Origin of the sequence: Pseudomonas triclosanedens, assembly GCF_026686735.1 — a bacterium.
In the GTDB taxonomy this organism is placed as follows: Bacteria; Pseudomonadota; Gammaproteobacteria; order Pseudomonadales; family Pseudomonadaceae; genus Pseudomonas; species Pseudomonas triclosanedens.
Genome location: NZ_CP113432.1, coordinates 2024251 through 2045512 on the forward strand (window position 1 = coordinate 2024251; position 21262 = coordinate 2045512).

General features: G+C 63.5%; 18 protein-coding genes. 17 read left to right on the top strand and 1 reads right to left on the bottom strand.

Translation table 11 applies throughout. The features are described 5' to 3' along the window. Positions 1–267: 267 nt before the first annotated feature. From OU419_RS09535 to argR, 8 genes are all read left to right on the top strand, one after another. Positions 268–1218 carry a LysR family transcriptional regulator gene (locus OU419_RS09535; RefSeq protein WP_254471929.1) on the top strand — a complete coding sequence of 317 codons (951 nt, stop codon included), beginning with the start codon at positions 268–270 and terminating at the stop codon, positions 1216–1218. A 168-nt stretch (positions 1219–1386) separates the two neighbouring features. Then, positions 1387–3342 (top strand): acetate--CoA ligase, encoded by a 1956-nt coding sequence (gene acs / locus OU419_RS09540; protein WP_254471930.1) that lies wholly within the window; start codon positions 1387–1389, stop codon positions 3340–3342. Positions 3343–3844: 502 nt separating this feature from the next. Next, positions 3845–4624, top strand: coding sequence for an ABC transporter substrate-binding protein (locus tag OU419_RS09545; RefSeq protein ID WP_254471931.1), 780 nt, complete (start codon positions 3845–3847; stop codon positions 4622–4624). Positions 4625–4768: 144 nt separating this feature from the next. Then, the gene (locus tag OU419_RS09550; protein ID WP_254471932.1) at positions 4769–5458 is read left to right on the top strand and encodes an ABC transporter permease; all 690 of its coding nucleotides are present in this window, start codon (positions 4769–4771) and stop codon (positions 5456–5458) included. Positions 5459–5474: 16 nt separating this feature from the next. After that, positions 5475–6173 carry an ABC transporter permease gene (locus OU419_RS09555; RefSeq protein ID WP_254471933.1) on the top strand — a complete coding sequence of 233 codons (699 nt, stop codon included), beginning with the start codon at positions 5475–5477 and terminating at the stop codon, positions 6171–6173. Between the two features lie 10 nt (positions 6174–6183). Then, on the top strand, positions 6184–7296 hold the full coding sequence (locus OU419_RS09560; RefSeq protein WP_254471934.1) for a succinylglutamate desuccinylase/aspartoacylase family protein: 1113 nt from the start codon (positions 6184–6186) through the stop codon (positions 7294–7296). Between the two features lie 17 nt (positions 7297–7313). Then, positions 7314–8078: an arginine/ornithine transport ATP-binding protein AotP gene (gene aotP / locus OU419_RS09565; RefSeq protein ID WP_254471935.1), complete on the top strand. Its 765-nt coding sequence runs from the start codon at positions 7314–7316 to the stop codon at positions 8076–8078. A 34-nt stretch (positions 8079–8112) separates the two neighbouring features. After that, positions 8113–9096 carry a transcriptional regulator ArgR gene (argR, locus tag OU419_RS09570; protein WP_254471936.1) on the top strand — a complete coding sequence of 328 codons (984 nt, stop codon included), beginning with the start codon at positions 8113–8115 and terminating at the stop codon, positions 9094–9096. A gap of 90 nt (positions 9097–9186) precedes the next feature. Here argR and OU419_RS09575 read toward each other — a convergent pair whose 3' ends face one another. Continuing rightward, complete coding sequence (locus tag OU419_RS09575; protein WP_254471937.1) at positions 9187–9414, bottom strand: hypothetical protein; 228 nt, start codon at positions 9412–9414, stop codon at positions 9187–9189. 254 nt (positions 9415–9668) lie between these two features. Between OU419_RS09575 and OU419_RS09580 the strand changes: the two genes are divergently transcribed. The 9 genes from OU419_RS09580 to alaS all read left to right on the top strand — a co-directional run bounded on the left by OU419_RS09580 (position 9669) and on the right by alaS (position 21256). After that, entirely contained in the window at positions 9669–10889 is a 1221-nt protein-coding gene (locus tag OU419_RS09580) for an aspartate aminotransferase family protein (RefSeq protein ID WP_254471938.1), read from the top strand. A gap of 156 nt (positions 10890–11045) precedes the next feature. Beyond that, entirely contained in the window at positions 11046–12062 is a 1017-nt protein-coding gene (gene aruF, locus OU419_RS09585; protein WP_254471939.1) for an arginine/ornithine succinyltransferase subunit alpha, read from the top strand. Positions 12063–12073: 11 nt separating this feature from the next. Beyond that, the gene (gene astA, locus OU419_RS09590) at positions 12074–13093 is read left to right on the top strand and encodes an arginine N-succinyltransferase (RefSeq protein ID WP_254471940.1); all 1020 of its coding nucleotides are present in this window, start codon (positions 12074–12076) and stop codon (positions 13091–13093) included. 25 nt (positions 13094–13118) lie between these two features. Then, positions 13119–14585 carry a succinylglutamate-semialdehyde dehydrogenase gene (gene astD, locus OU419_RS09595; RefSeq protein ID WP_254471941.1) on the top strand — a complete coding sequence of 489 codons (1467 nt, stop codon included), beginning with the start codon at positions 13119–13121 and terminating at the stop codon, positions 14583–14585. Then, on the top strand, positions 14585–15931 hold the full coding sequence (gene astB / locus OU419_RS09600) for an N-succinylarginine dihydrolase (RefSeq protein WP_254471942.1): 1347 nt from the start codon (positions 14585–14587) through the stop codon (positions 15929–15931). The genes astD and astB overlap by 1 nt, the downstream gene beginning before the upstream one ends. A 151-nt stretch (positions 15932–16082) precedes the next feature. Continuing rightward, positions 16083–16364, top strand: a complete 282-nt coding sequence (locus OU419_RS09605) for a GTPase (protein WP_254471943.1) — start codon at positions 16083–16085, stop codon at positions 16362–16364. 51 nt (positions 16365–16415) lie between these two features. Further along, positions 16416–17414, top strand: a complete 999-nt coding sequence (gene astE, locus OU419_RS09610) for a succinylglutamate desuccinylase (protein ID WP_254471944.1) — start codon at positions 16416–16418, stop codon at positions 17412–17414. Positions 17415–17505: 91 nt separating this feature from the next. Next, positions 17506–18510, top strand: a complete 1005-nt coding sequence (gene ltaE, locus OU419_RS09615; RefSeq protein WP_254471945.1) for a low-specificity L-threonine aldolase — start codon at positions 17506–17508, stop codon at positions 18508–18510. Between the two features lie 121 nt (positions 18511–18631). Beyond that, positions 18632–21256 (top strand): alanine--tRNA ligase, encoded by a 2625-nt coding sequence (gene alaS / locus OU419_RS09620; protein WP_254471946.1) that lies wholly within the window; start codon positions 18632–18634, stop codon positions 21254–21256. The last annotated feature ends 6 nt before the right edge of the window (positions 21257–21262 follow it).

Genomic DNA, 21262 nt, shown 5'->3' on the forward strand with positions numbered 1-21262 from the left:
GAAGCACGTTGCACGAAAGGCGGAGCACGGCTGCTAGTCCTGGGGTGTTGCGGGAGACCGCGTTGGGGCTGGCGATTCTAGAAGTGCGCCTGAGGCAGGATAAGCTGACGGATGGGCGAATTATTGTTACCTGAAAGAACAATAATCCCGGTGCGACAACTGTGCGACAATTCGCCGCCTGTCATGAATCTGTAACAAGACGTTGCTCTGTCGAGCGTCGTTGCAGAGGCCGCCCGCCGTGGCGTAGACAGGCTCTCAGGAGAAATGATGGACCTGCTGCACAACATGCGTGCTTTCGTCTGTGTCGCCGAAACCGGCAGCTTCACCGCCGCCGCCCAGCGCATGGACCTCACCACCGCCTACGTCTCGCGGACGGTGGCGAAACTCGAAGCGCACCTGCGCACCCGCCTGCTGCACCGCACCACCCGCCGTATCGCGCTGACCGAAGCCGGCCAGCGCTATCTGCAGCGCTGCCAGCAGATTCTCGGCTACATCGAGGAGGCCGAAGCCGAAGCCGGCGACGCCCACGCCCGGCCGCACGGCAAGGTGAAGGTGCATGCCATGACCGGCATCGGCCAGCACTATCTGATCAGGGCGATCTCGCAGTACTGCGAGATCTATCCCGAGGTCAGCTTCGACCTGACGCTGGCCAACCGGATCACCGACATTCTCGACGAAGGCTACGACATCTCCGTGGTCATCGCCCCGGAGCTGCCGGATTCGGGCTTCGTCTCCAAGCGTATCGGCAAGACCTACAGCGTACTCTGCGCCTCGCCAGAATACGTGGCGCGCCACGGCTTCCCGAACAGACCGGCGGAGCTGGCGGAGCACCGCTGTCTGCGCCTGGTGAACTCGGTGATGTCGCTGGACCGCTGGCTGTTCGAGGGACCGCAAGGGCAGGAGATGGTCAGCATCAACCAGACCCATTTCCAGGTGAATACCGCCGATGCGATGACCGAGGCGATCATTGCCGGCATGGGTATCGGTGCGCTGCCGGTGTACTCGGCGGTGCAGGGGTTGAAGAACGGCAGCCTGGTCCGCGTGCTGCCGGATTACAGCCTGTTCCACTTGAACGTTTACGCGCTGTATCCGTCGCGCCAGTACCTCGACGCGAAGATCCGCACCTGGGTGGAATTCCTGCGCGATTGCGTGCCCGGCATGCTCGAAGAGCACGAGCGGATGATGGTCGAACATGGCGGTCGACCGCGCGCCGACTGACCTCGCGCAAGGGCGGGACATTTCTGGAAAACCCGCCCAAAGCCGCGCCGATAGCGGTTATCAGCCTGGCTGCGAATTGGTAATACCTTGGTCGAATGGTTAGGGGAGGGTGTCGCCGTTACAACTGACGGCAACAAAAACAACACTCCCGACCGAGGTAAGAACGCCATGACTGCGGCATCCGTGTATCCCGTGCGCCCCGAGGTGGCCGCCAATACTCTGACCGACGAAGCCACCTACAAGAAGCTGTATCAGCAGTCGGTGGTCAACCCCGATGGCTTCTGGCGCGAACAGGCCCAGCGGATCGACTGGATCAAGCCGTTCACCAAGGTCAAGCAGACCTCCTTCGACGATCACCACGTCGACATCAAGTGGTTCGCCGATGGCACCCTGAACCTTTCCTATAACTGCCTCGACCGCCATCTTGCCGAGCGCGGCGACCAGGTCGCGATCATCTGGGAAGGCGACGATCCGGCGGATCACAAGGAAATCACCTATCGCGAACTGCACGAGCAGGTCTGCAAGTTCGCTAATGCCCTGCGCGGCCAGGATGTGCATCGCGGCGACGTGGTAACCATTTACATGCCGATGATTCCGGAAGCCGTGGTCGCCATGCTGGCCTGCGCCCGGATCGGCGCGATCCACTCCGTGGTATTCGGCGGCTTCTCTCCCGAAGCCCTGGCCGGCCGCATCATCGACTGTCGCTCCAAGGTGGTGATCACCGCTGACGAAGGTGTGCGCGGCGGCAAGAAGACGCCGCTCAAGGCCAATGTCGACGACGCCCTGACCAACCCCGAAACCAGCAGCGTGCAGAAGCTCATCGTCTGCAAGCGCACCGGTGCGGACATCAAGTGGAACCAGCACCGCGACGTGTGGTTCGAGGACCTGATGAAGGTTGCCGGCTCCACCTGCGCACCGAAGGAAATGGGGGCCGAGGACCCGTTGTTCATCCTCTACACCTCAGGCTCCACTGGAAAGCCCAAGGGTGTGCTGCACACCACTGGCGGTTACCTGGTCTACGCCTCGCTTACCCATGAGCGCGTGTTCGATTACCGTCCGGGCGAAGTCTTCTGGTGCACCGCCGATATCGGCTGGGTCACCGGGCACAGCTACGTCGTCTATGGCCCGCTGGCCAACGGCGCGACCACCGTGCTGTTCGAGGGCGTGCCGAACTACCCGGACATCACCCGCGTTGCCAAGATCGTCGACAAGCACAAGGTCAATATCCTCTACACCGCACCGACTGCCATTCGCGCCATGATGGCCGAGGGCAAGGCGGCGGTGGCCGGCGCCGATGGCTCCAGCCTGCGCCTGCTGGGGTCGGTGGGCGAGCCGATCAACCCGGAAGCCTGGCAGTGGTACTACGAGACAGTCGGCCAGTCCCGTTGCCCGATCGTCGACACCTGGTGGCAGACCGAGACCGGCGCCTGTCTGATGACCCCGCTGCCGGGTGCTCACGCCATGAAGCCTGGCTCCGCCGCCAAACCGTTCTTCGGCGTCGTACCGGCGCTGGTGGACAATCTCGGCAATATCCTGGAGGGCGCCACCGAGGGCAACCTGGTGATCCTCGACTCCTGGCCGGGACAGGCTCGCACCCTGTACGGCGATCACGACCGTTTCGTCGATACCTACTTCAAGACCTTCAAGGGCATGTACTTCACCGGCGACGGTGCCCGTCGCGACGAGGACGGCTATTTCTGGATCACCGGCCGCGTGGATGACGTACTCAACGTTTCCGGCCACCGCATGGGCACAGCCGAGATCGAGAGTGCGCTGGTCGCTCACCCGAAGGTGGCGGAAGCCGCGGTGGTTGGCGTGCCGCACGACATCAAGGGGCAGGGCATCTATGTCTATGTCACTCTGAATGCCGATGTGGAGTCCAGCGAGCAACTGCGCCAGGAGCTCAAGGCCTGGGTGCGCAAGGAAATCGGTCCGATCGCCACGCCGGACGTGATCCAATGGGCGCCAGGCCTGCCGAAGACCCGCTCGGGCAAGATCATGCGACGCATCCTGCGCAAGATCGCCACGGCCGAATACGATTCGTTGGGTGACATTTCCACCCTGGCCGATCCGGGCGTGGTTCAGCATCTGGTCGAGACACATCAGTCCATGTGCGCCGCCTGATCCGCCGCCTTGTGAAAACGCCCCGCTAGTCGGGGCGTTTTTCTTTTTGCGCGTCAGGCCGGCGTGTAGTGATGTGCTCCCCAGTAACACCGCGGTGCAACAATATGGGGCGCTAGGAAACAATTCGCTCAGATCTGGTGCGTGCTTTTACCGGCATCCAAATGAACTTATTCGCTGGAGGTCGCGTAGAGTCTGACTCAATCAATAATTGGCCTGAATACTGCTAGTAAATTAGGTTTTACTACTTGCTTTCGGATCACGTAAAATCCGCGCCGTCAAGCCGCCGGGGCTCACTCTCAGGCGCTTCTATAATTACTTGTCGCATTGAAGAAATAACCGCTCAGGGGCTGTCGCTAGAATGCCGCTCACCCCGGTAGGCGTGCTTTTCCACGAGAAAGACGCCGGCGATGCGCAGAAAACAACAACCTTCACTTCTGCACGGGCAGCCTGGGCCAACCCCTTTCTCCTGCCAATCGAAGTCCTACCCTCGAAGGAGTTACTGATGAAGAAGTTTGCACTTCTCGGTGCGCTGGCCCTGTCCGCGCTTTCCCTGGTTGCCCACGCTGACGACAAGCCGGTCCGCATCGGCATCGAAGCCGGTTATCCACCTTTCTCCTTCAAGACTCCCGACGGCAAACTCGCCGGTTTCGACGTCGATATCGGTAACGCCCTGTGCGAAGAGATGAAGGTCAAGTGCACCTGGGTCGAGCAGGAGTTCGATGGCCTGATCCCGGCGCTGAAAGTCCGCAAGATCGACGCGATCCTCTCGTCCATGACCATTACCGACGAGCGCAAGAAGTCCGTCGACTTCACCAACAAGTACTACCACACCCCCGCGCGCTTCGTGATGAAGGAAGGCGTCTCTCTGAACGACCCGCTGGTCGATCTCAAGGGCAAGAAGGTCGGCGTCCTGCGCGCTTCCACCCATGACCGCTACGCCACCGATGTCCTGGCTCCGGCCGGTATCGAAGTCGTGCGCTACAACTCCCAGCAGGAAGCCAACATGGACCTAGTCTCCGGACGCCTCGATGCGGTCATGGCTGATTCGGTCAACCTCGATGACGGCTTCCTCAAGACCGACGCCGGCAAGGGCTATGCCTTCGTAGGCCCGGAATACAACGATCCGAAGTACTTCGGTGGTGGCGCCGGCATTGCTGTGCGCAAGGGCGATACCGCCCTGGCCGAGAAATTCAACGCAGCCATCGCCGGCATCCGTGCCAACGGCAAGTACAAGGAAGTGCAGGACAAGTACTTCAAGTTCGACGTCTACGGCGAGAACTGATCAACGTCCAGAAAGTGGCGCAAACCCGGGTGATTCCCTGACGTTTGTGCCACTTTTTTATTGGGAGTGATCCGCGCATGGCGCGCTCGCTCTGCAGCGTCCGCGTGGGTGCGGGCGGCGTCCGGTTTCACGAGGTGCGAAAATATGTTCAATGGCTACGGAGCCACCATCGTCGATGGTGCCTGGCTGACGCTTCAGTTGTCGTTGCTTTCGATGGCTCTGGCGATCGCGCTGGGCCTGCTCGGTGCGGCCATCCGCCTGTCGCCAGTGAAGTGGCTGGCCTGGTGCGGCGACCTCTATGCCACCGTCATCCGTGGCGTACCGGATCTGGTGCTTATCCTGCTGATCTTCTACGGCGGCCAGGCGGCTGTGAACTGGATCGCGCCGATGGTCGGCTATGACGACTATATCGACCTCAACCCCTTCGCATCGGGTGTCGGCACCCTGGGCTTCATTTTTGGCGCCTATCTGTCCGAGACCTTCCGCGGCGCTTTCATGGCCATCCCGAAAGGGCAGGGCGAAGCCGGCTTCGCTTACGGCATGAGCCCGCTTCAGGTGTTCTTCCGCATCCAGGTGCCGCAGATGATCCGCCTGGCCATTCCCGGCTTCACCAACAACTGGCTGGTGCTGGTCAAGGCTACTGCGCTGATCTCCGTGGTGGGCCTGCAGGACATGATGTTCAAGGCCAAGCAGGCTTCGGACGCCACTCGTGAACCTTTCACCTATTTCCTGGCCGTGGCGGCGCTGTACCTGGTGGTGACCAGTGTATCCCTGGTGCTGTTGCGCATGCTCGAACGCCGCTATTCGGTCGGCGTGAAAGTCGCCGAGCTTTGAGTCAGAGGAAGCCATCGTGATGTTCGACTTTTCCGTCATATGGGACAGCCTGCCGCTCTACTTCAGCGGTCTGCTGGTGACCCTCAAGCTGCTGGCCATCTCGCTGTTCTTCGGTCTGGTAGCGGCAGTGCCACTGGCTCTGATGCGCTGCTCGAAGAATGCGGCAGTGAACCTGCCGGCCTGGCTGTACACCTACGTGATCCGCGGCACCCCGATGCTGGTGCAGCTGTTCCTCATCTATTACGGCCTGGCCCAGTTCGAGGCGGTGCGCGAAAGCTCGCTGTGGCCGCTGCTGTCCAATGCCACCTTCTGCGCCTGTGCCGCGTTCGCCATCAACACCAGCGCCTATACCGCAGAGATCCTCGCCGGCAGCCTGAAAGCCACGCCTCACGGCGAGATCGAGGCGGCCAAGGCGATGGGCATGTCGCGTATCAAGATGTATCGCCGCATCCTGCTGCCGTCGGCGCTGCGCCGTGCACTGCCGCAGTACAGCAATGAAGTGATCATGATGCTGCAGACCACCAGCCTCGCCTCCATCGTCACCCTGGTGGACATCACTGGCGCCGCGCGCACCGTGTACTCGCAGTACTACCTGCCATTCGAGGCGTTCATCACCGCCGGTGTGTTCTACCTGGTCATGACCTTCACCCTGGTGCGCCTGTTCAAGCTGGCCGAGCGCCGTTGGCTGGCTTATCTCGCGCCGCGCAAGCACTGAGGAGACGACTGTGGAGCGCATCGATCATCTGCTGCCCTGGGGCAGTCTTGGCAGCGAGCGCCGCCTTAGCGTGTTCCGCTATGGCAAAGGGGCGCGCAAGGTCTACATCCAGTCCAGCCTGCATGCCGACGAGCTGCCGGGCATGCGTACCGCATGGGAGTTGAAGCAGCGTCTGGCCGATCTTGAGGCGCGCGGGCAACTCAACTGCATCGTCGAACTGGTGCCGGTGGCCAATCCCATCGGCCTGGGGCAGACCCTGCAGGCCAGCCATCTTGGGCGTTTCGAGTTCGGCAGTGGGAAGAACTTCAATCGCGACTTCGTCGAGCTTTCGGCCCTGGTGGCTGAGCGCGTTGGCGAAAAGCTGGGCACCGACGAGGCAGCCAACGTCGAGCTGATCCGTCAGGCCATGCGTGATGGTCTTGACGCGTTGCCGCCGGCGCCTTCCGAGCTGCAGGGCATGCAGCGCATCCTGCTGCGCCACGCCTGCGATGCCGAGGTGGTGCTCGACCTGCATTGCGACTTCGACGCTGCCATTCACGTCTACGCGATTCCGCAGCACTGGCCGCGCTGGAAGTCTCTCGCAGCGCGCCTGAAAGCCGGCGTGGCGTTGCTTGCCGAAGATTCCGGTGGCAGTTCCTTCGACGAATCCTGTTCCCTGCCCTGGCTGCGTTTGGCACAAGCCTATCCGCAGGCGGCGATTCCGCTGGCGTGCCTGGCGACCACTGTCGAGCTGGGTGGTGTGGGCGATACCCGTGTCGACCAGGCGCAGGCCAACGCTGAAGCCATCCTCGGCTTCCTCGCCGAACAGGGATTGATCGCCGGTGATTGGCCGGCGCCCCCGGGCGAATGCTGCGAAGGCATGCCCTTCGAAGGCACCGAATACCTCTACGCACCCCATGCCGGCGTGGTGAGTTTCCTGCGCAGGGCAGGGGAGTGGGTGGAGAAGGGCGACGCGCTGTTCGAGGTGGTCGACCCGCTGAACGACAAGGTCAGCACCGTTAGCGCCGGTACTTCCGGCGTGCTGTTCGCCATCGAGCGTGGGCGCTACGCCCAGCCGGGACTTTGGCTGGCCAAGGTGGCCGGGCGTGAGCCGTTCCGCAAGGGCCGGCTGATCAACGACTGAATTCGAGAACCGACACCATGTACAAACTGGAAATCCAGGACCTGCACAAGCGCTATGGCAATCACGAGGTGCTCAAGGGCGTCTCGCTGGCGGCGAAAGCGGGCGACGTGATCAGCATCATCGGCTCCTCCGGCTCGGGCAAGAGTACCTTCCTGCGCTGCATCAACCTGCTGGAGCAGCCGCACGCCGGCAAGATCCTGCTCAACGGCGAAGAGCTCAAGCTCATACCGAACAAGGACGGCGCGCTCAAGGCTGCCGATGCCAGGCAGTTGCAGCGCATGCGCTCGCGACTGTCGATGGTGTTTCAGCACTTCAATCTGTGGTCGCACATGAGTGCGCTGGAGAACGTCATCGAGGCGCCGGTCCACGTACTGGGCGTTCCGAAGAAAGAGGCGCTGGAAAAGGCCGAGCACTACCTGGCGAAAGTCGGCGTGGCGCACCGCAAGGATGCCTATCCGGCCCATATGAGCGGCGGCGAGCAGCAGCGCGTGGCCATTGCCCGGGCGCTGGCGGTCGAGCCGGAAGTGATGTTGTTCGACGAACCGACTTCCGCACTGGACCCCGAGCTGGTCGGCGAAGTCCTGCGCGTGATGCAGGATCTGGCCCAGGAGGGTCGCACGATGGTGGTGGTGACCCACGAGATGGGCTTTGCCCGTGAGGTGTCGAACCAGTTGGTGTTCCTGCACAAGGGGCTGGTGGAGGAGGCGGGCTGCCCGAAGGTAGTCCTGGCCAATCCGCAATCGGAACGCCTCAAGCAGTTCCTTTCCGGCAGCTTGAAGTAAGCTGTCTGTCATCGTCGCCTGGTGATCTAGCCGCATGACTGCACAACGCATCGGATTTCTCCTCTGGCCGCATACGCGGGCGCTGACACTGGCGCTGGCCGAGGAGGCCCTGAGGGTCGCCCGCCGGCTGCACCCGGAGGCGCTCTACGATCCGGTGTTCATGAGCGCCGAGCCGATCGCCGAGGCGGACGGCTGGCGTCTGCCGGGGCAGGCCTGGAATGGTGTGCTGGAGCAGTGCCAGCGGATATTCCTGGTCGCCGACGAGGTGCCGCAGGCGGTGTCCGCGCCGTTGGCTGGGGCGCTGAAGCAGTTGTCGCGCAATGGCGTGAGTATCGGTGCGCTGTCCGCCGGCATCTACCCGCTGGCACAGCTCGGCCTGCTCGATGGCTACCGCGCCGCCGTGCACTGGCGCTGGCACGACGATTTCACCGAGCGTTACCCCAGGGTCATCGCCACCAATCATCTGTTCGAGTGGGATCGCGACCGTCTGAGCGCCTGTGGCGGCATGGCGGTGCTCGACCTGCTGCTGGCCGTGCTCTCCCGCGATCATGGCGCGGAGCTGGCTGGCGCGGTGTCCGAGGAACTGGTGGTGGAGCGCATCCGCGAAGGGTCCGAGCGCCAGCGTATCCCGCTGAAGAATCGCCTCGGCTCCAGTCACCCGAAGCTCACCCAGGCGGTGTTGCTGATGGAGGCGAATATCGAAGAGCCGCTGACCACCGACGAGATCGCTCAGCACGTTTGTGTCTCGCGCCGCCAGTTGGAGCGCATCTTCAAGCAGTATCTGACCCGTGTGCCCAGCCAGTACTATCTGGAGCTGCGCCTGAATCGCGCGCGGCAGATGCTGATGCAGACCAGCAAGTCGATCATCCAGATCGGCCTGTCCTGCGGCTTCTCCAGCGGCCCGCACTTCTCCAGCGCCTATCGCAATTTCTTCGGCGTGACTCCGCGCGAAGACCGCAACCAGCGCCGCGGCCTGGGCATCGCCGAAGCGCCCCAGGTGGTCGCCGAGCGCGGCTGACGGCTCGCTCCTACAGTGCCTCTTTCCGGCTGTCTCTGTGGCCACGGCGGATAACGCTGGCGCGTTATGCGCCCTACGACGATGACCTGCCTACGGTACGAAATCGCCCAATTCTGCCCGTGCGGTGGGGATGAGGGCTTCGAGGACTTCCAGCGGAACGTCTTGCTGAAATAGGTTCACGACGTATCGTTTGTTTTCGTCGTCCCGGAATATTTCCAGAATCGGCACATTGTTGATGCAGCACTCCAGTCCAAGCCCGTCTCGTGGGTTTATGTCGGAGGCGAATTGAATCCCGTATTCGATTCCATTGATCAGCATGGTTTTTCCATCCGTAGGTAGTGAGTGCTGGCTTGGCAGTTGGCGTGCGGTAGATTTTCTCGTGCCGCAAGTATTCCAGCTTCGCCGCAGGCCTTACACTGCGCCTTCCCGATGCTTTCTGTCGCATTTCCGTAAGCCTCGGCAATCCGTGTGTTGGCGCTATAACAAGTTGTCGCATGGCGGCAATGCCGGCCCGTTGATCGTCCCTACAATCCATTCATCGATAGCCGCCTCAACCAGGCAGGAGAACACCGATGTCCGCTCCGCAAGCTCAGGTCCAACGCTCCGACTTCGATCAAGTCATGGTTCCCAACTATTCGCCGGCTGTCTTCATTCCGGTGCGTGGCGAGGGTTCCCGAGTCTGGGATCAGAATGGCCGAGAGCTGATCGACTTCGCTGGCGGTATCGCGGTCAACTCCCTGGGGCACGGTCATCCGGCGCTGATGCAGGCGCTGACCGAACAGGCCGGCAAGATCTGGCACGTCTCCAACGTGTTCACCAACGAGCCCGCCCTGCGCCTGGCCAAGAAGCTGATCGACGCCACCTTCGCCGAGCGAGTGTTCTTCGCCAATTCCGGCGCCGAGGCCAACGAGGCCGCGCTGAAGCTGGCGCGTCGCTATGCCCATGACGTCCACGGCCCCGAGAAGTACGAGATCATTTCTATGATCAACAGCTTCCACGGTCGTACCCTGTTCACCGTCAATGTCGGTGGCCAGGCCAAGTACTCCGACGGTTTCGGTCCGAAGGTGCAGGGCATCACCCACATTCCGTTCAACGATCTGGAGGCGCTGGCAGCCGCCATTTCCGACAAGACCTGCGCCGTGATCATTGAGCCGGTACAGGGCGAGAGTGGCGTGCTGCCGGCCGACAAGGCCTACCTCGAAGGTGTGCGCAAGCTCTGCGACGAGAACAATGCGCTGCTGATCTTCGATGAAGTGCAGAGCGGCTTCGGCCGGATCGGCTATCTCTATGCCCATCAGTACTACGGCGTGACCCCTGACATCCTCTCCAGCGCCAAGGGCCTGGGCGGCGGCTTCCCTATCGGCGCCATGCTCACTACCGCGAAGATCGCCGAGCATCTGGTGGTTGGCACCCACGGTACCACCTATGGCGGCAACCCGCTGGCATGCGCTGTCGCCGGCGCCGCCTTCGACGTGATCAATACCCCGGAAGTGCTGCAGGGCGTGAAGGACAAGCACCAGCGCTTCAAGGGCCGCCTGCAGAAGCTTGCCGCCGAGTACGGCATTTTCACCGAGGTTCGTGGCATGGGCATGCTGATCGGTGCGGTACTGGCCGATGCCTGGAAGGGCAAGGCCAAGGACGTGCTGAATGCTGCCGAGAAAGAGGCGGTGATGGTGCTCCAGGCCGGCCCGGACGTGGTGCGTTTCGCGCCCAGCCTGGTAATCCCGGATGCCGATATCGATGAAGGCCTGGATCGCCTTGAGCGCGCCATCGCCAAGCTGACCCGCGGCTGACAGCCTCCGGCTAAGCTGGATCGGCGGGGTCTGTACCTCGCCGTTCGATCCGGCCGGACAATCTTCGGCCGGTTCTCCGAATGCCCTGGTTTGCGCGGCACAGGCTGTGTTGCGCCCAAGAATCACGAAACTTTGTCTGGTTAGAGGAGTGACGCCATGCTGGTGATGCGCCCCGCCCAAGTGGCCGACCTGCAACAGGTGCAGCGTCTAGCCGCGGACAGCCCGGTCGGCGTCACGTCGCTGCCGGACGACGCGGAACGGTTGAAAGACAAGATTCTCGCCTCGGAGGCGTCGTTCGCCGCCGAGGTGAGTTTCAATGGCGAGGAAAGCTATTTCTTCGTGCTCGAAGACACAGCCAACGGCCGCCTGGTCGGCTGCTCGGCGATCGTGGCCTCCGCCGGGTTCTCCGAGCCGTTCTACAGCTTCCGCAACGAGACCTTCGTTCATGCCTCCCGTGAGCTGAAGATCCACAACAAGATTCACGTCCTCTCGCTGTGCCATGACCTTACCGGCAACAGCCTGCTGACCAGTTTCTACGTCGAGCGCGACCTGGTGAACACTCCGGTCGCCGAGCTGAACTCCCGTGGCCGTCTGCTGTTCATGGCCAGCCATCCGGAGCGTTTCGCCGACGCGGTGGTGGTGGAGATCGTCGGCTACAGCGATGACCAGGGCCAGTCGCCGTTCTGGAACGCCATCGGGCGCAATTTCTTTGACCTCGACTACAGCGCCGCGGAGAAGCTCTCGGGCCTCAAGAGCCGTACCTTCCTCGCCGAGCTGATGCCACATTACCCGATCTACGTGCCGCTGCTGCCGGATGAGGCGCAGGAGTCGATGGGCCAGGTCCATCCGCGCGCGCAGATCACCTTCGACATCCTGATGCGCGACGGTTTCGAGTCCGACAACTACATCGACATCTTCGACGGCGGGCCGACCCTGCACGCGCGGACCTCCAGCATCCGCTCTATCGCCCAGAGCCGGCAGGTTCCTGTGCGCATCGGAGAGGGCGCCAAGGGGAATCGTGGCTATCTGATCACTAACGGGCAGTTGCAGGATTTTCGCGCCATTGTCGTCGAACTTGACTGGGCTCCCGGCAAGCCGGTGACCCTGAACCAGGAAGCCGCCGACGTCCTGGGCGTTGGCGAAGGCGCCAGCGTGCGTCTGGTCGCGATCTGAGGGGAAAGAGCATGATTGTCCGTCCCGTAACCAGCGCCGACCTTCCGGCCCTGTTCAATCTCGCGCGCAGCACCGGCACCGGCCTGACTACTCTGCCGGCCAACGAGCAGCGCTTGCAGCATCGCGTCGACTGGGCCGAGAAGGCTTTCCGTGGCGAGGCCGAGCGCGCTGACGCCGACTACCTGTTCGTCCTGGAGGACGACAACGGTGAAGTCGTGGGCATTTCCGCCGTGGCCGGTGCGGTCGGCCTCCGCGAGCCCTGGTACAACTACCGCGTCGGCCTCACCGTCAGCGCGTCCCAGGAGCTGGGTATTCACCGTGAGATTCCCACGCTGTTCCTGGCCAACGACCTCACCGGACAGTCCGAGCTGTGTTCGCTGTTCCTGCGCGCCGATCACCGCACCGGGCTGAACGGTCGCCTGCTGTCGAAGGCTCGCTTCCTGTTCATCGCCGAATTCCGCGAGCTGTTCGGCGACAAGGTGATCGCCGAAATGCGCGGCATGTCCGATGCCGACGGCCGCTCGCCGTTCTGGGAAAGCCTGGGCAGGCACTTCTTCAAGATGGAGTTCAGCCAGGCCGATTATCTGACCGGCGTGGGCAACAAGTCCTTCATCGCTGAGCTGATGCCCAAGTTCCCGCTCTACACCTGCTTCCTGTCGGAGGAGGCGCGCTCGGTCATTGGGCGCGTGCACCCCGATACCGAGCCGGCGCTGGCCATGCTCAAGGCCGAAGGTTTCAGCTACCAGGGCTATGTCGACATCTTCGACGCCGGCCCTGCCATCGAGGCGCCGACCGACAAGATCCGCCCGATTGCCGACAGCCAGAACCTGGTGTTGGCCATCGGTACGCCGGGCGATGATGCCGAGCCTTTCCTTATCCACAACCGCAAGCGCGAGGACTGCCGTATCACCGCGGCCCCGGCGCGGGTGGCCGCCGGCTCGCTGGTGGTCGACGCGCAGACCGCCAAGCGCTTGCGCCTGTCCGCCGGGGCTTCAGTCCGCGCGGTGCCTCTCTCCGGAAAACGCAGCTGACGCCGAGAGGCGTCAGGGGAGCCTGATGATGAATACCCACTATATTGCCGGCCAGTGGCTGGCGGGCGACGGCGAGCCGCTGGAGTCGCTTTGCCCGGTCAGCCAGGCCGTGGTCTGGAGTGGCCGTGCCGCTTCGGCCGCGCAGGTTGCCTGCGCCGTCGGAGCTGCGCGCAACGCCTTCCCGGCCTGGGCCCGTCGCCCGCTGGCAGAGCGCATCGCTGTGCTGGAACGCTTCGCTGCTGCCCTCAAGGGCCGCTCCGAAGAGCTGGCCCGCGCAATCGGCGAGGAAACCGGCAAGCCGCTGTGGGAAGCCGCCACCGAAGTGACCAGCATGGTCAACAAGGTCGCCATCTCGATCCAGGCGTTCCGCGAACGTACCGGCGAGAAGAGCGGTCCTCTGGCCGATGCCACCGCCGTGCTGCGTCACAAGCCCCACGGGGTGGTCGCCGTATTCGGCCCGTACAATTTCCCCGGCCATCTGCCCAACGGTCACATCGTGCCGGCCCTGCTGGCGGGTAATGCCGTGGTATTCAAGCCCAGCGAGCTGACCCCGAAGGTCGCCGAGCTGACCTTGCAGGCCTGGATCGAGGCGGGCATTCCCGCCGGCGTGATCAACCTGGTGCAGGGCGCCCGGGACACCGGCGTGGCGCTGGCCGGCAACGACGACATCGACGGCCTCTTCTTCACCGGCTCCAGCCGCACCGGCAACCTGCTGCACAGCCAGTTCGGCGGCCGCCCGCAGAAGATCCTCGCGCTGGAGATGGGCGGCAACAACCCGCTGATCGTGGATGAAGTGAAGGATGTCGACGCCGCCGTCTACACCATCATCCAGTCCGCCTTCATTTCCGCTGGCCAGCGCTGTACCTGCGCGCGCCGCCTGCTGGTGCCGCAGGGCGCCTGGGGCGATGCGCTGATCGAACGCCTGGTGGCTGTGGCTTCGACCATCAAGGTCGGGCGCTTCGACGAGCAGCCCGCGCCCTTCATGGGGGCGGTGATCTCGCTCGCCGCCGCGCAGCAACTGATCAAGGCGCAGGAGCAACTGCTGGCCAGGGGCGCCAAGCCCCTGCTGGCGATGACCCAGCCGCTGGACACCGCCGCCTTGCTGACTCCGGGCATCCTCGACGTATCCGCCGTCGCCGAGCGCCCGGACGAAGAGTTCTTCGGCCCGCTGCTGCAGGTCATCCGCTACGTCGATTTCGACGCCGCCGTGCGCGAAGCCAACGCCACCCAGTACGGCCTGGCTGCCGGCCTGCTGTCGGATTCCCGCGAGCGCTATGAAGACTTCCTCATTGAAAGCCGCGCCGGCATCGTCAACTGGAACAAACAATTGACCGGCGCCGCCAGCAGCGCGCCGTTCGGTGGCATCGGCGCCTCCGGCAACCATCGCCCGAGCGCCTATTACGCCGCTGATTACTGCGCGTACCCGGTCGCTTCGCTGGAAAGCGACAGCCTGAGCCTGCCTGCAACCCTGACCCCGGGAGTGAGCCTGTGATGACCGCCTATGAAATGAACTTCGACGGTCTGGTCGGACCGACGCACAACTACGGCGGCCTGTCATACGGCAACGTGGCCTCGCAGAGCAACAGTCAGGTCGCGTCCAACCCGCGCGAAGCGGCCAGGCAGGGCCTGGCGAAGATGAAGGCGCTGATGGAAATGGGCTTCAAGCAGGGTGTGTTCGCCCCGCAGGAGCGCCCGGCGGTTGCCTCGCTGCGTGCCCTGGGCTTCTCCGGCAGCGATGCCGAGGTGATCGCCAAGGCTGCCAGGGAAGCCCTGCCGCTGCTCGCCGCGGTCAGTTCGGCATCCTGCATGTGGACCGCCAACGCCGCCACTGTCAGTCCTGGCGCGGACACCGCCGATGGGCGCGTGCACTTCACCGCAGCCAACCTGAACTGCAAGTTCCATCGTTCCATCGAGCATCCGCAGACCAGCCGCATCCTCGCGGCGATGTTCAACGACGAGAAATACTTCGCCCATCACGCCGCGCTGCCTGCGGTCTCGCAGTTCGGCGACGAGGGGGCGGCCAACCATACGCGCTTCTGCAAGTCCTACGGCGAAGCCGGCGTGGAGTTCTTCGTCTTCGGCCGCAGCGCATTCGACAGCCGCTTCCCGGCTCCGCAGCGCTACCCGGCGCGGCAGACCCTGGAAGCCTGTCAGGCTGTCGCCCGCCTGCACGGCCTGAGCGACGACGGTGTGGTCTACGCCCAGCAGAACCCGGCGGTGATCGACCAGGGCGTGTTCCACAATGACGTGATCGCGGTGGGGAATGGCGAAGTGCTGTTCCACCATGAGGATGCCTTCCTCGACACCGAGCGCGTGCTGGCCGAACTGCACGACAAGCTGGGCCGCCGTGGCGGTCGCTTCCGGGCCGTATGCGTGCCGCGTGACCAGGTTACGGTCGAGGATGCGGTGAAGTCCTATCTGTTCAACAGCCAGTTGCTGACCCGCGCCGATGGCAACATGCTTCTGATCGTCCCCGAAGAGTGCCGCAAGAACGAGCGCGTCTGGAGATACCTGTCGCGCCTGACCGCCGAGGATGGCCCGATCCGCGAGGTGAAGGTGTTCGACCTCAAGCAGAGCATGCAGAACGGCGGAGGCCCCGCCTGCCTGCGCCTGCGCGTGGCGCTGAGCGACAAGGAGCTGGCGGCGGTCAATCCGGGCGTCATCATGACCCCGACCCTGCACGACACCCTGGTCACATGGGTCGACAAGCACTACCGCGATCGCCTGTCCGAAGCCGACCTGGCCGACCCGCAATTGCTCATCGAATGCCGGACGGCGTTGGATGAATTGAGCCAGATCCTTAAACTGGGCTCGGTTTATCCGTTCCAGCAGAACTGATGACCGGCCCACTGCCTGCCTGCGCTTGCTCATGCAGCGTTAGGAACAGGCTCAAGATGCTCATTTACAGCGCGTAAACTGCGCTCTTTCGCCTGTTCTTGCCTCGCCTGAGCTGCGCTCGGCGAGGCATTGAGCGGGTCAGGTGACTGACATGACCGAAAGCCTCCCGTTGATTCTCGAAGACACCAAGGGCGAGCGCCGCGAGACCCACACCGCGCGCCTGGCCATCCGCCTGGAGGGACGTGAGCTGTGGCTGGAAGCCGACGGCAAGGGCGGCCTGGTGATCTACGCCGACTCGCACGAGGATGACGTCGAGATACCGTTGCTGGTGGTGCGCCCGCAGGCGGTGAACCAGTTGGGCCTGAGCCTGGAGCTGGAGGCTGCCGAAGTCCATGAACATGGTCCAGACTGTGGGTGTGATCATCACCACTGACCGCGGAACCCACGGCCGTGTGCGGCCGTCTGGTGCGATGGAGGCGTCCGCATGCTAGCTCTGGGCAAATTGCTCGAACTGACCCTCGCCGGCCGTGAGCCGACGGAAAAAATCCAGTTGACGGCGGATGGCACGCGCTTGCACTGGCTTGCCGAAGGCGCCCTGGAGATCACGCCGACCGTCGCTCGCGACAACGGTCGCGATCTGCTGTTGTCGGCGGGTATCCACGGTAACGAGACTGCGCCCATCGAGTTGCTCGATCGTCTCCTGCAGCGCATTGCCCGTGGCGAGCTGAAGCCTGCCTCGCGGGTGTTGTTCCTGCTCGGTAACCCCGAAGCCATGCGCCGTGGCGAGCGGTATCTGGAGCAGGACATCAACCGCTTGTTCTGCGGGCGTCACGAGGACGGCAGCGGTAACGAGGCCCTGCGCGCCGCCGAACTGGAGCGCCTTGCCGCGGCGTTCTTCTCTCGTGCGGAGCGGCCTCGCCTGCACTATGACCTGCATACGGCCATCCGAGGTTCGAAGATCGAGCAATTCGCGCTCTATCCGTGGAGCGAGGGACGCGAGCATTCCCGCGATGAGTTGGCCCGCCTGCGTAGCGCCGGGATCGATGCAGTGCTGTTGCAGAGCAAACCGGGCATTACCTTCAGTGCCTACACCTATAGTTGCCTGGGCGCCGAGGCGTTCACCCTGGAACTGGGCAAGGCGCGGCCGTTCGGGCAGAACCAGGCGGTCAACCTCGACCGTCTGGAGATCATGCTGCAGGCGCTGATTCGCGGCGACGAGCCGACCGACGATGGCGCGCCGCTCGATGGTCTCAAGCTCTTCGCGGTATCCCGTGAAGTAATCAAGCACAGCGACCATTTCCGCCTGCATCTGGATGATGCTGTGGATAATTTCACCGAGCTCGACCAGGGCTACCTGCTTGCCGAAGATATCGGCGGTACACGCTGGATCGTCGAAGAGCGCGGTGCGCGAATCATCTTTCCAAACCCTAGGGTCAAGAACGGTCTGCGGGCTGGCATTCTGGTGGTTCCAACCGAGCTCTGAGGCTCACGGGCGCACGACCTTCGTGCGCCTTGTTTCCCCGGTGGCGAGCGCTTAGCATCGGCTCTTTCCGCCTGATGCCAGGGAGCCCGCCATGTCTTTCATCGACCTTCGCAGTGACACCGTGACCTTGCCCACCGCCGGTATGCGCGAAGCGATGGCGCGGGCCGAGCTGGGCGACGACGTGTATGGCGAAGACCCGAGCGTCAACCGCCTGGAAGCAACCCTGGCCGAGCGCCTGGGCTTCGCTGCCGCTCTCTTCGTGCCGACCGGCACCATGAGCAACCTGCTCGGCCTGATGGCTCATTGCGGCCGGGGTGACGAGTACATCGTCGGTCAGCAGGCGCACACTTATAAATATGAAGGTGGCGGCGCCGCGGTGCTGGGTTCCATCCAGCCGCAGCCCATTGACGGCGATGCCGACGGTTCGCTGGACCTGGACAAAGTCGAGGCGGCGATCAAGCAGGACGACTTCCACTTCGCTCGTACCCGCCTGCTGGCGCTGGAGAACACCATGCAGGGTAAGGTGCTTCCGCTGACCTACCTGGCCGCCGCGCGCGAGCTGACCCTGCGTCGCGGGCTGGCGCTGCATCTGGATGGCGCTCGCCTGTACAACGCGGCGGTGAAGCTGGGCGTCGATGCTGGCGAGATTACCCGCCACTTCGATTCCGTGTCTGTTTGCCTGTCCAAGGGCCTTGGCGCACCGGTGGGGTCGGTGCTGTGTGGCGACGCCGAGGTGATCGGCCGCGCGCGCCGGCTGCGCAAGATGGTCGGAGGCGGCATGCGCCAGGCCGGCGGCCTGGCAGCGGCTGCGCTCTATGCACTGGATCATCAGGTTGAGCGACTGGCAGAGGATCACGCCAACGCCGAGGCACTGGGGCGTGGCCTCACCGAACTGGGTTATTCCATCGAGCCGGTGCAGACCAACATGGTCTACGTCGATGCCGGGGGGCAGGCGTCGGCCCTGGCGGCCCATCTCCTCGAGCGTGGCATCCGCGTCAGCCCGGCGGCGCGCTTGCGCCTGGTTACCCATCTCGATGTGAAAAGTGCGGACATTCCCGGTATTGTCGAAGCTTTTGCCGCCTTTCGTCGATCCTGACAGCAAATATTGCGCGATGGGCGTTAACTATCGCGCAAAGACACTACAACCTTGATGCGGGGCCGATATAATGCGGCCCTTTGCCGGCGATTCGTGGCCGCATTTTTCCGTGGAAGAACCTATGAAAAGCGCTGAAATCCGTGAAGCCTTCCTCCGCTTCTTCGAAGAGAAGGGGCACACCCGCGTAGCGTCCAGTTCGCTGATTCCGGCGAACGACCCGACCCTGCTGTTCACCAACGCAGGCATGAACCAGTTCAAGGATTGCTTCCTGGGCCTGGAAAAGCGCGCCTATACCCGTGCCACCACCAGCCAGAAATGCGTGCGTGCCGGCGGCAAGCACAACGATCTGGAAAACGTCGGTTACACCGCGCGCCACCACACCTTCTTTGAAATGCTGGGCAATTTCAGCTTCGGCGACTACTTCAAGCGCGACGCGATCACCTACGCCTGGGAATTCCTGACCTCTGAAAAATGGCTGAACCTGCCCAAGGAAAAGCTCTGGGTCACCGTCTATGCCAGCGATGACGAGGCGTACGACATCTGGACCAAGGAAGTCGGCATTCCGGCGGAGCGCATGGTGCGCATCGGCGACAACAAGGGCGCCCCTTACGCCTCGGATAACTTCTGGGCGATGGGCGACACTGGCCCGTGCGGCCCGTGCACCGAAATCTTCTTCGACCACGGCGCCGATATCTGGGGTGGCCCGCCCGGCTCGCCGGAAGAAGACGGCGACCGCTACATCGAGATCTGGAACAACGTCTTCATGCAGTTCAACCGCACTGCGGACGGCGTCATGCACCCGCTGCCGGCGCCGAGCGTGGATACCGGTATGGGCCTGGAGCGTATCAGCGCAGTGCTGCAGCATGTCCACTCGAACTACGAGATCGACCTGTTCCAGAGCCTGCTGAAGGCTTCCGCCGAAGCTATCGGCTGCGCCAACGACGACGCGCCGTCGCTGAAAGTGGTCGCCGACCATATCCGTTCCTGCGGCTTCCTGATTGCCGACGGCGTGCTGCCGTCCAACGAAGGCCGCGGCTACGTACTGCGCCGCATCATCCGCCGCGCTTGCCGCCACGGCAACAAGCTGGGCGCCAAGGGCACCTTCTTCCACAAGATCGTGGCCGCGCTGGTAGGCGAGATGGGGGGAGCCTTCCCCGAGCTCAAGCAGCAGCAGGCACACATCGAGCGCGTGCTCAAGACAGAAGAAGAGCAATTCGCCAAGACCCTGGAGCAGGGCCTGAAGATACTCGAACAGGATCTCGCCGAACTGAAAGGCACCGTCATTCCGGGCAATGTGGTGTTCAAGCTGTATGACACCTATGGCTTCCCGGTGGACCTGACCAACGATATCGCCCGTGAGCGCAGCCTGACCCTGGACGAGGAGGGCTTCGAGCGCGAGATGGAGGCCCAGCGCGAGCGTGCGCGCTCTGCCAGCGCCTTCGGCATGGACTACAACAGCCTGGTGAAGGTCGACGGCGATACCCGCTTCCTCGGCTACCAGGGGATTTCCGGCGCAGGCCAGATCATCGCGCTATTCAAGGACGGCAAGGCCGTCGAACAGCTCGCCGAAGGCGAAGAGGGTGTAGTCGTCCTCGACCAGACTCCGTTCTACGCCGAGTCGGGCGGCCAGGTCGGTGACAGCGGCTACCTGGCCGGTGCCGGTGTGCGCTTTGACGTGCGCGACACCACCAAGGCGGGCGGCGCACACCTTCACCACGGCGTGGTCGCCCAGGGCAGCCTGAACGTCGGTGCGGCCGTGAAGGCCGAAGTCGACGGCTCGGTACGCCAGGCCACCGCGCTGAATCACTCCGCGACTCACCTGTTGCACGCCGCGTTGCGCCAGGTACTGGGTGATCACGTCCAGCAGAAAGGCTCCCTGGTGGACAGCCAGCGCCTGCGTTTCGACTTCAGCCACTTCGAGGCGATCAAGCCCGAGCAACTGAAGCAACTGGAAGACATCGTCAACGCCGAAATCCGCAAGAACTCCAAGGTCGAGACCGAGGAAACCGACATTGACACCGCCAAGGCCAAGGGGGCAATGGCGCTGTTTGGCGAGAAGTACGGTGATCAGGTGCGCGTGCTGAGCATGGGCGGTGACTTCTCCGTCGAACTGTGCGGCGGTACCCACGTCTCCCGTACTGGCGATATCGGCCTGTTCAAGATTACCAGCGAAGGTGGCGTGGCTTCCGGCGTGCGCCGTATCGAGGCGGTCACCGGCGCAGCGGCGCTGGCGTATCTCAATGGTGCGGAAGAGCAGCTCAAGGAAGCGGCCGGCCTCGTCAAGGGCAGCCGTGACAACCTGTTGGACAAGCTCTCCAGCCTGATCGAGCGCAACCGCCAATTGGAAAAGGAGCTGGAGCAGCTCAAGGCCAAGGCCGCCAGCGCGGCGGGCGATGATCTGGCCGGCTCCGCCGTTGACGTGGACGGGGTCAAGGTTCTGGCTTCGCGCCTCGACGGCCTGGACGGCAAGGCGCTGCTGGCGCTGGTCGATCAGTTGAAGAACAAGCTCGGCAGCGGCGTGATCCTGCTTGGAGGGGTGTTCGAAGAGAAGGTGGTGCTGGTCGCGGGTGTTACCCAGGACCTGACCTCCAGGCTCAAGGCTGGCGATCTTATGAAGCAGGCCGCAGCGGCCGTGGGCGGGAAAGGCGGCGGCCGCCCGGACATGGCCCAGGGCGGCGGCACCGATGCCGGCAAGCTGGACGAAGCCTTGGCGCTGGCCCGTACTTTTGTGGAACAGGGCCGCTGAGGCCCT

Excerpts from the sequence above, each read along its gene's own strand:
- OU419_RS09535 (WP_254471929.1), top strand. The coding sequence starts at position 268 with ATGGACCTGCTGCACAACATGCGTGCTTTCGTCTGTGTCGCCGAAACC.
- acs (WP_254471930.1), top strand. The coding sequence starts at position 1,387 with ATGACTGCGGCATCCGTGTATCCCGTGCGCCCCGAGGTGGCCGCCAAT.
- OU419_RS09545 (WP_254471931.1), top strand. The coding sequence starts at position 3,845 with ATGAAGAAGTTTGCACTTCTCGGTGCGCTGGCCCTGTCCGCGCTTTCC.
- OU419_RS09550 (WP_254471932.1), top strand. The coding sequence starts at position 4,769 with ATGTTCAATGGCTACGGAGCCACCATCGTCGATGGTGCCTGGCTGACG.
- aotP (WP_254471935.1), top strand. The coding sequence starts at position 7,314 with ATGTACAAACTGGAAATCCAGGACCTGCACAAGCGCTATGGCAATCAC.
- argR (WP_254471936.1), top strand. The coding sequence starts at position 8,113 with ATGACTGCACAACGCATCGGATTTCTCCTCTGGCCGCATACGCGGGCG.
- OU419_RS09575 (WP_254471937.1), bottom strand. The coding sequence starts at position 9,414 with ATGCTGATCAATGGAATCGAATACGGGATTCAATTCGCCTCCGACATA.
- OU419_RS09580 (WP_254471938.1), top strand. The coding sequence starts at position 9,669 with ATGTCCGCTCCGCAAGCTCAGGTCCAACGCTCCGACTTCGATCAAGTC.
- aruF (WP_254471939.1), top strand. The coding sequence starts at position 11,046 with ATGCTGGTGATGCGCCCCGCCCAAGTGGCCGACCTGCAACAGGTGCAG.
- astA (WP_254471940.1), top strand. The coding sequence starts at position 12,074 with ATGATTGTCCGTCCCGTAACCAGCGCCGACCTTCCGGCCCTGTTCAAT.
- astD (WP_254471941.1), top strand. The coding sequence starts at position 13,119 with ATGATGAATACCCACTATATTGCCGGCCAGTGGCTGGCGGGCGACGGC.
- astB (WP_254471942.1), top strand. The coding sequence starts at position 14,585 with ATGACCGCCTATGAAATGAACTTCGACGGTCTGGTCGGACCGACGCAC.
- OU419_RS09605 (WP_254471943.1), top strand. The coding sequence starts at position 16,083 with ATGACCGAAAGCCTCCCGTTGATTCTCGAAGACACCAAGGGCGAGCGC.
- astE (WP_254471944.1), top strand. The coding sequence starts at position 16,416 with ATGCTAGCTCTGGGCAAATTGCTCGAACTGACCCTCGCCGGCCGTGAG.
- ltaE (WP_254471945.1), top strand. The coding sequence starts at position 17,506 with ATGTCTTTCATCGACCTTCGCAGTGACACCGTGACCTTGCCCACCGCC.
- alaS (WP_254471946.1), top strand. The coding sequence starts at position 18,632 with ATGAAAAGCGCTGAAATCCGTGAAGCCTTCCTCCGCTTCTTCGAAGAG.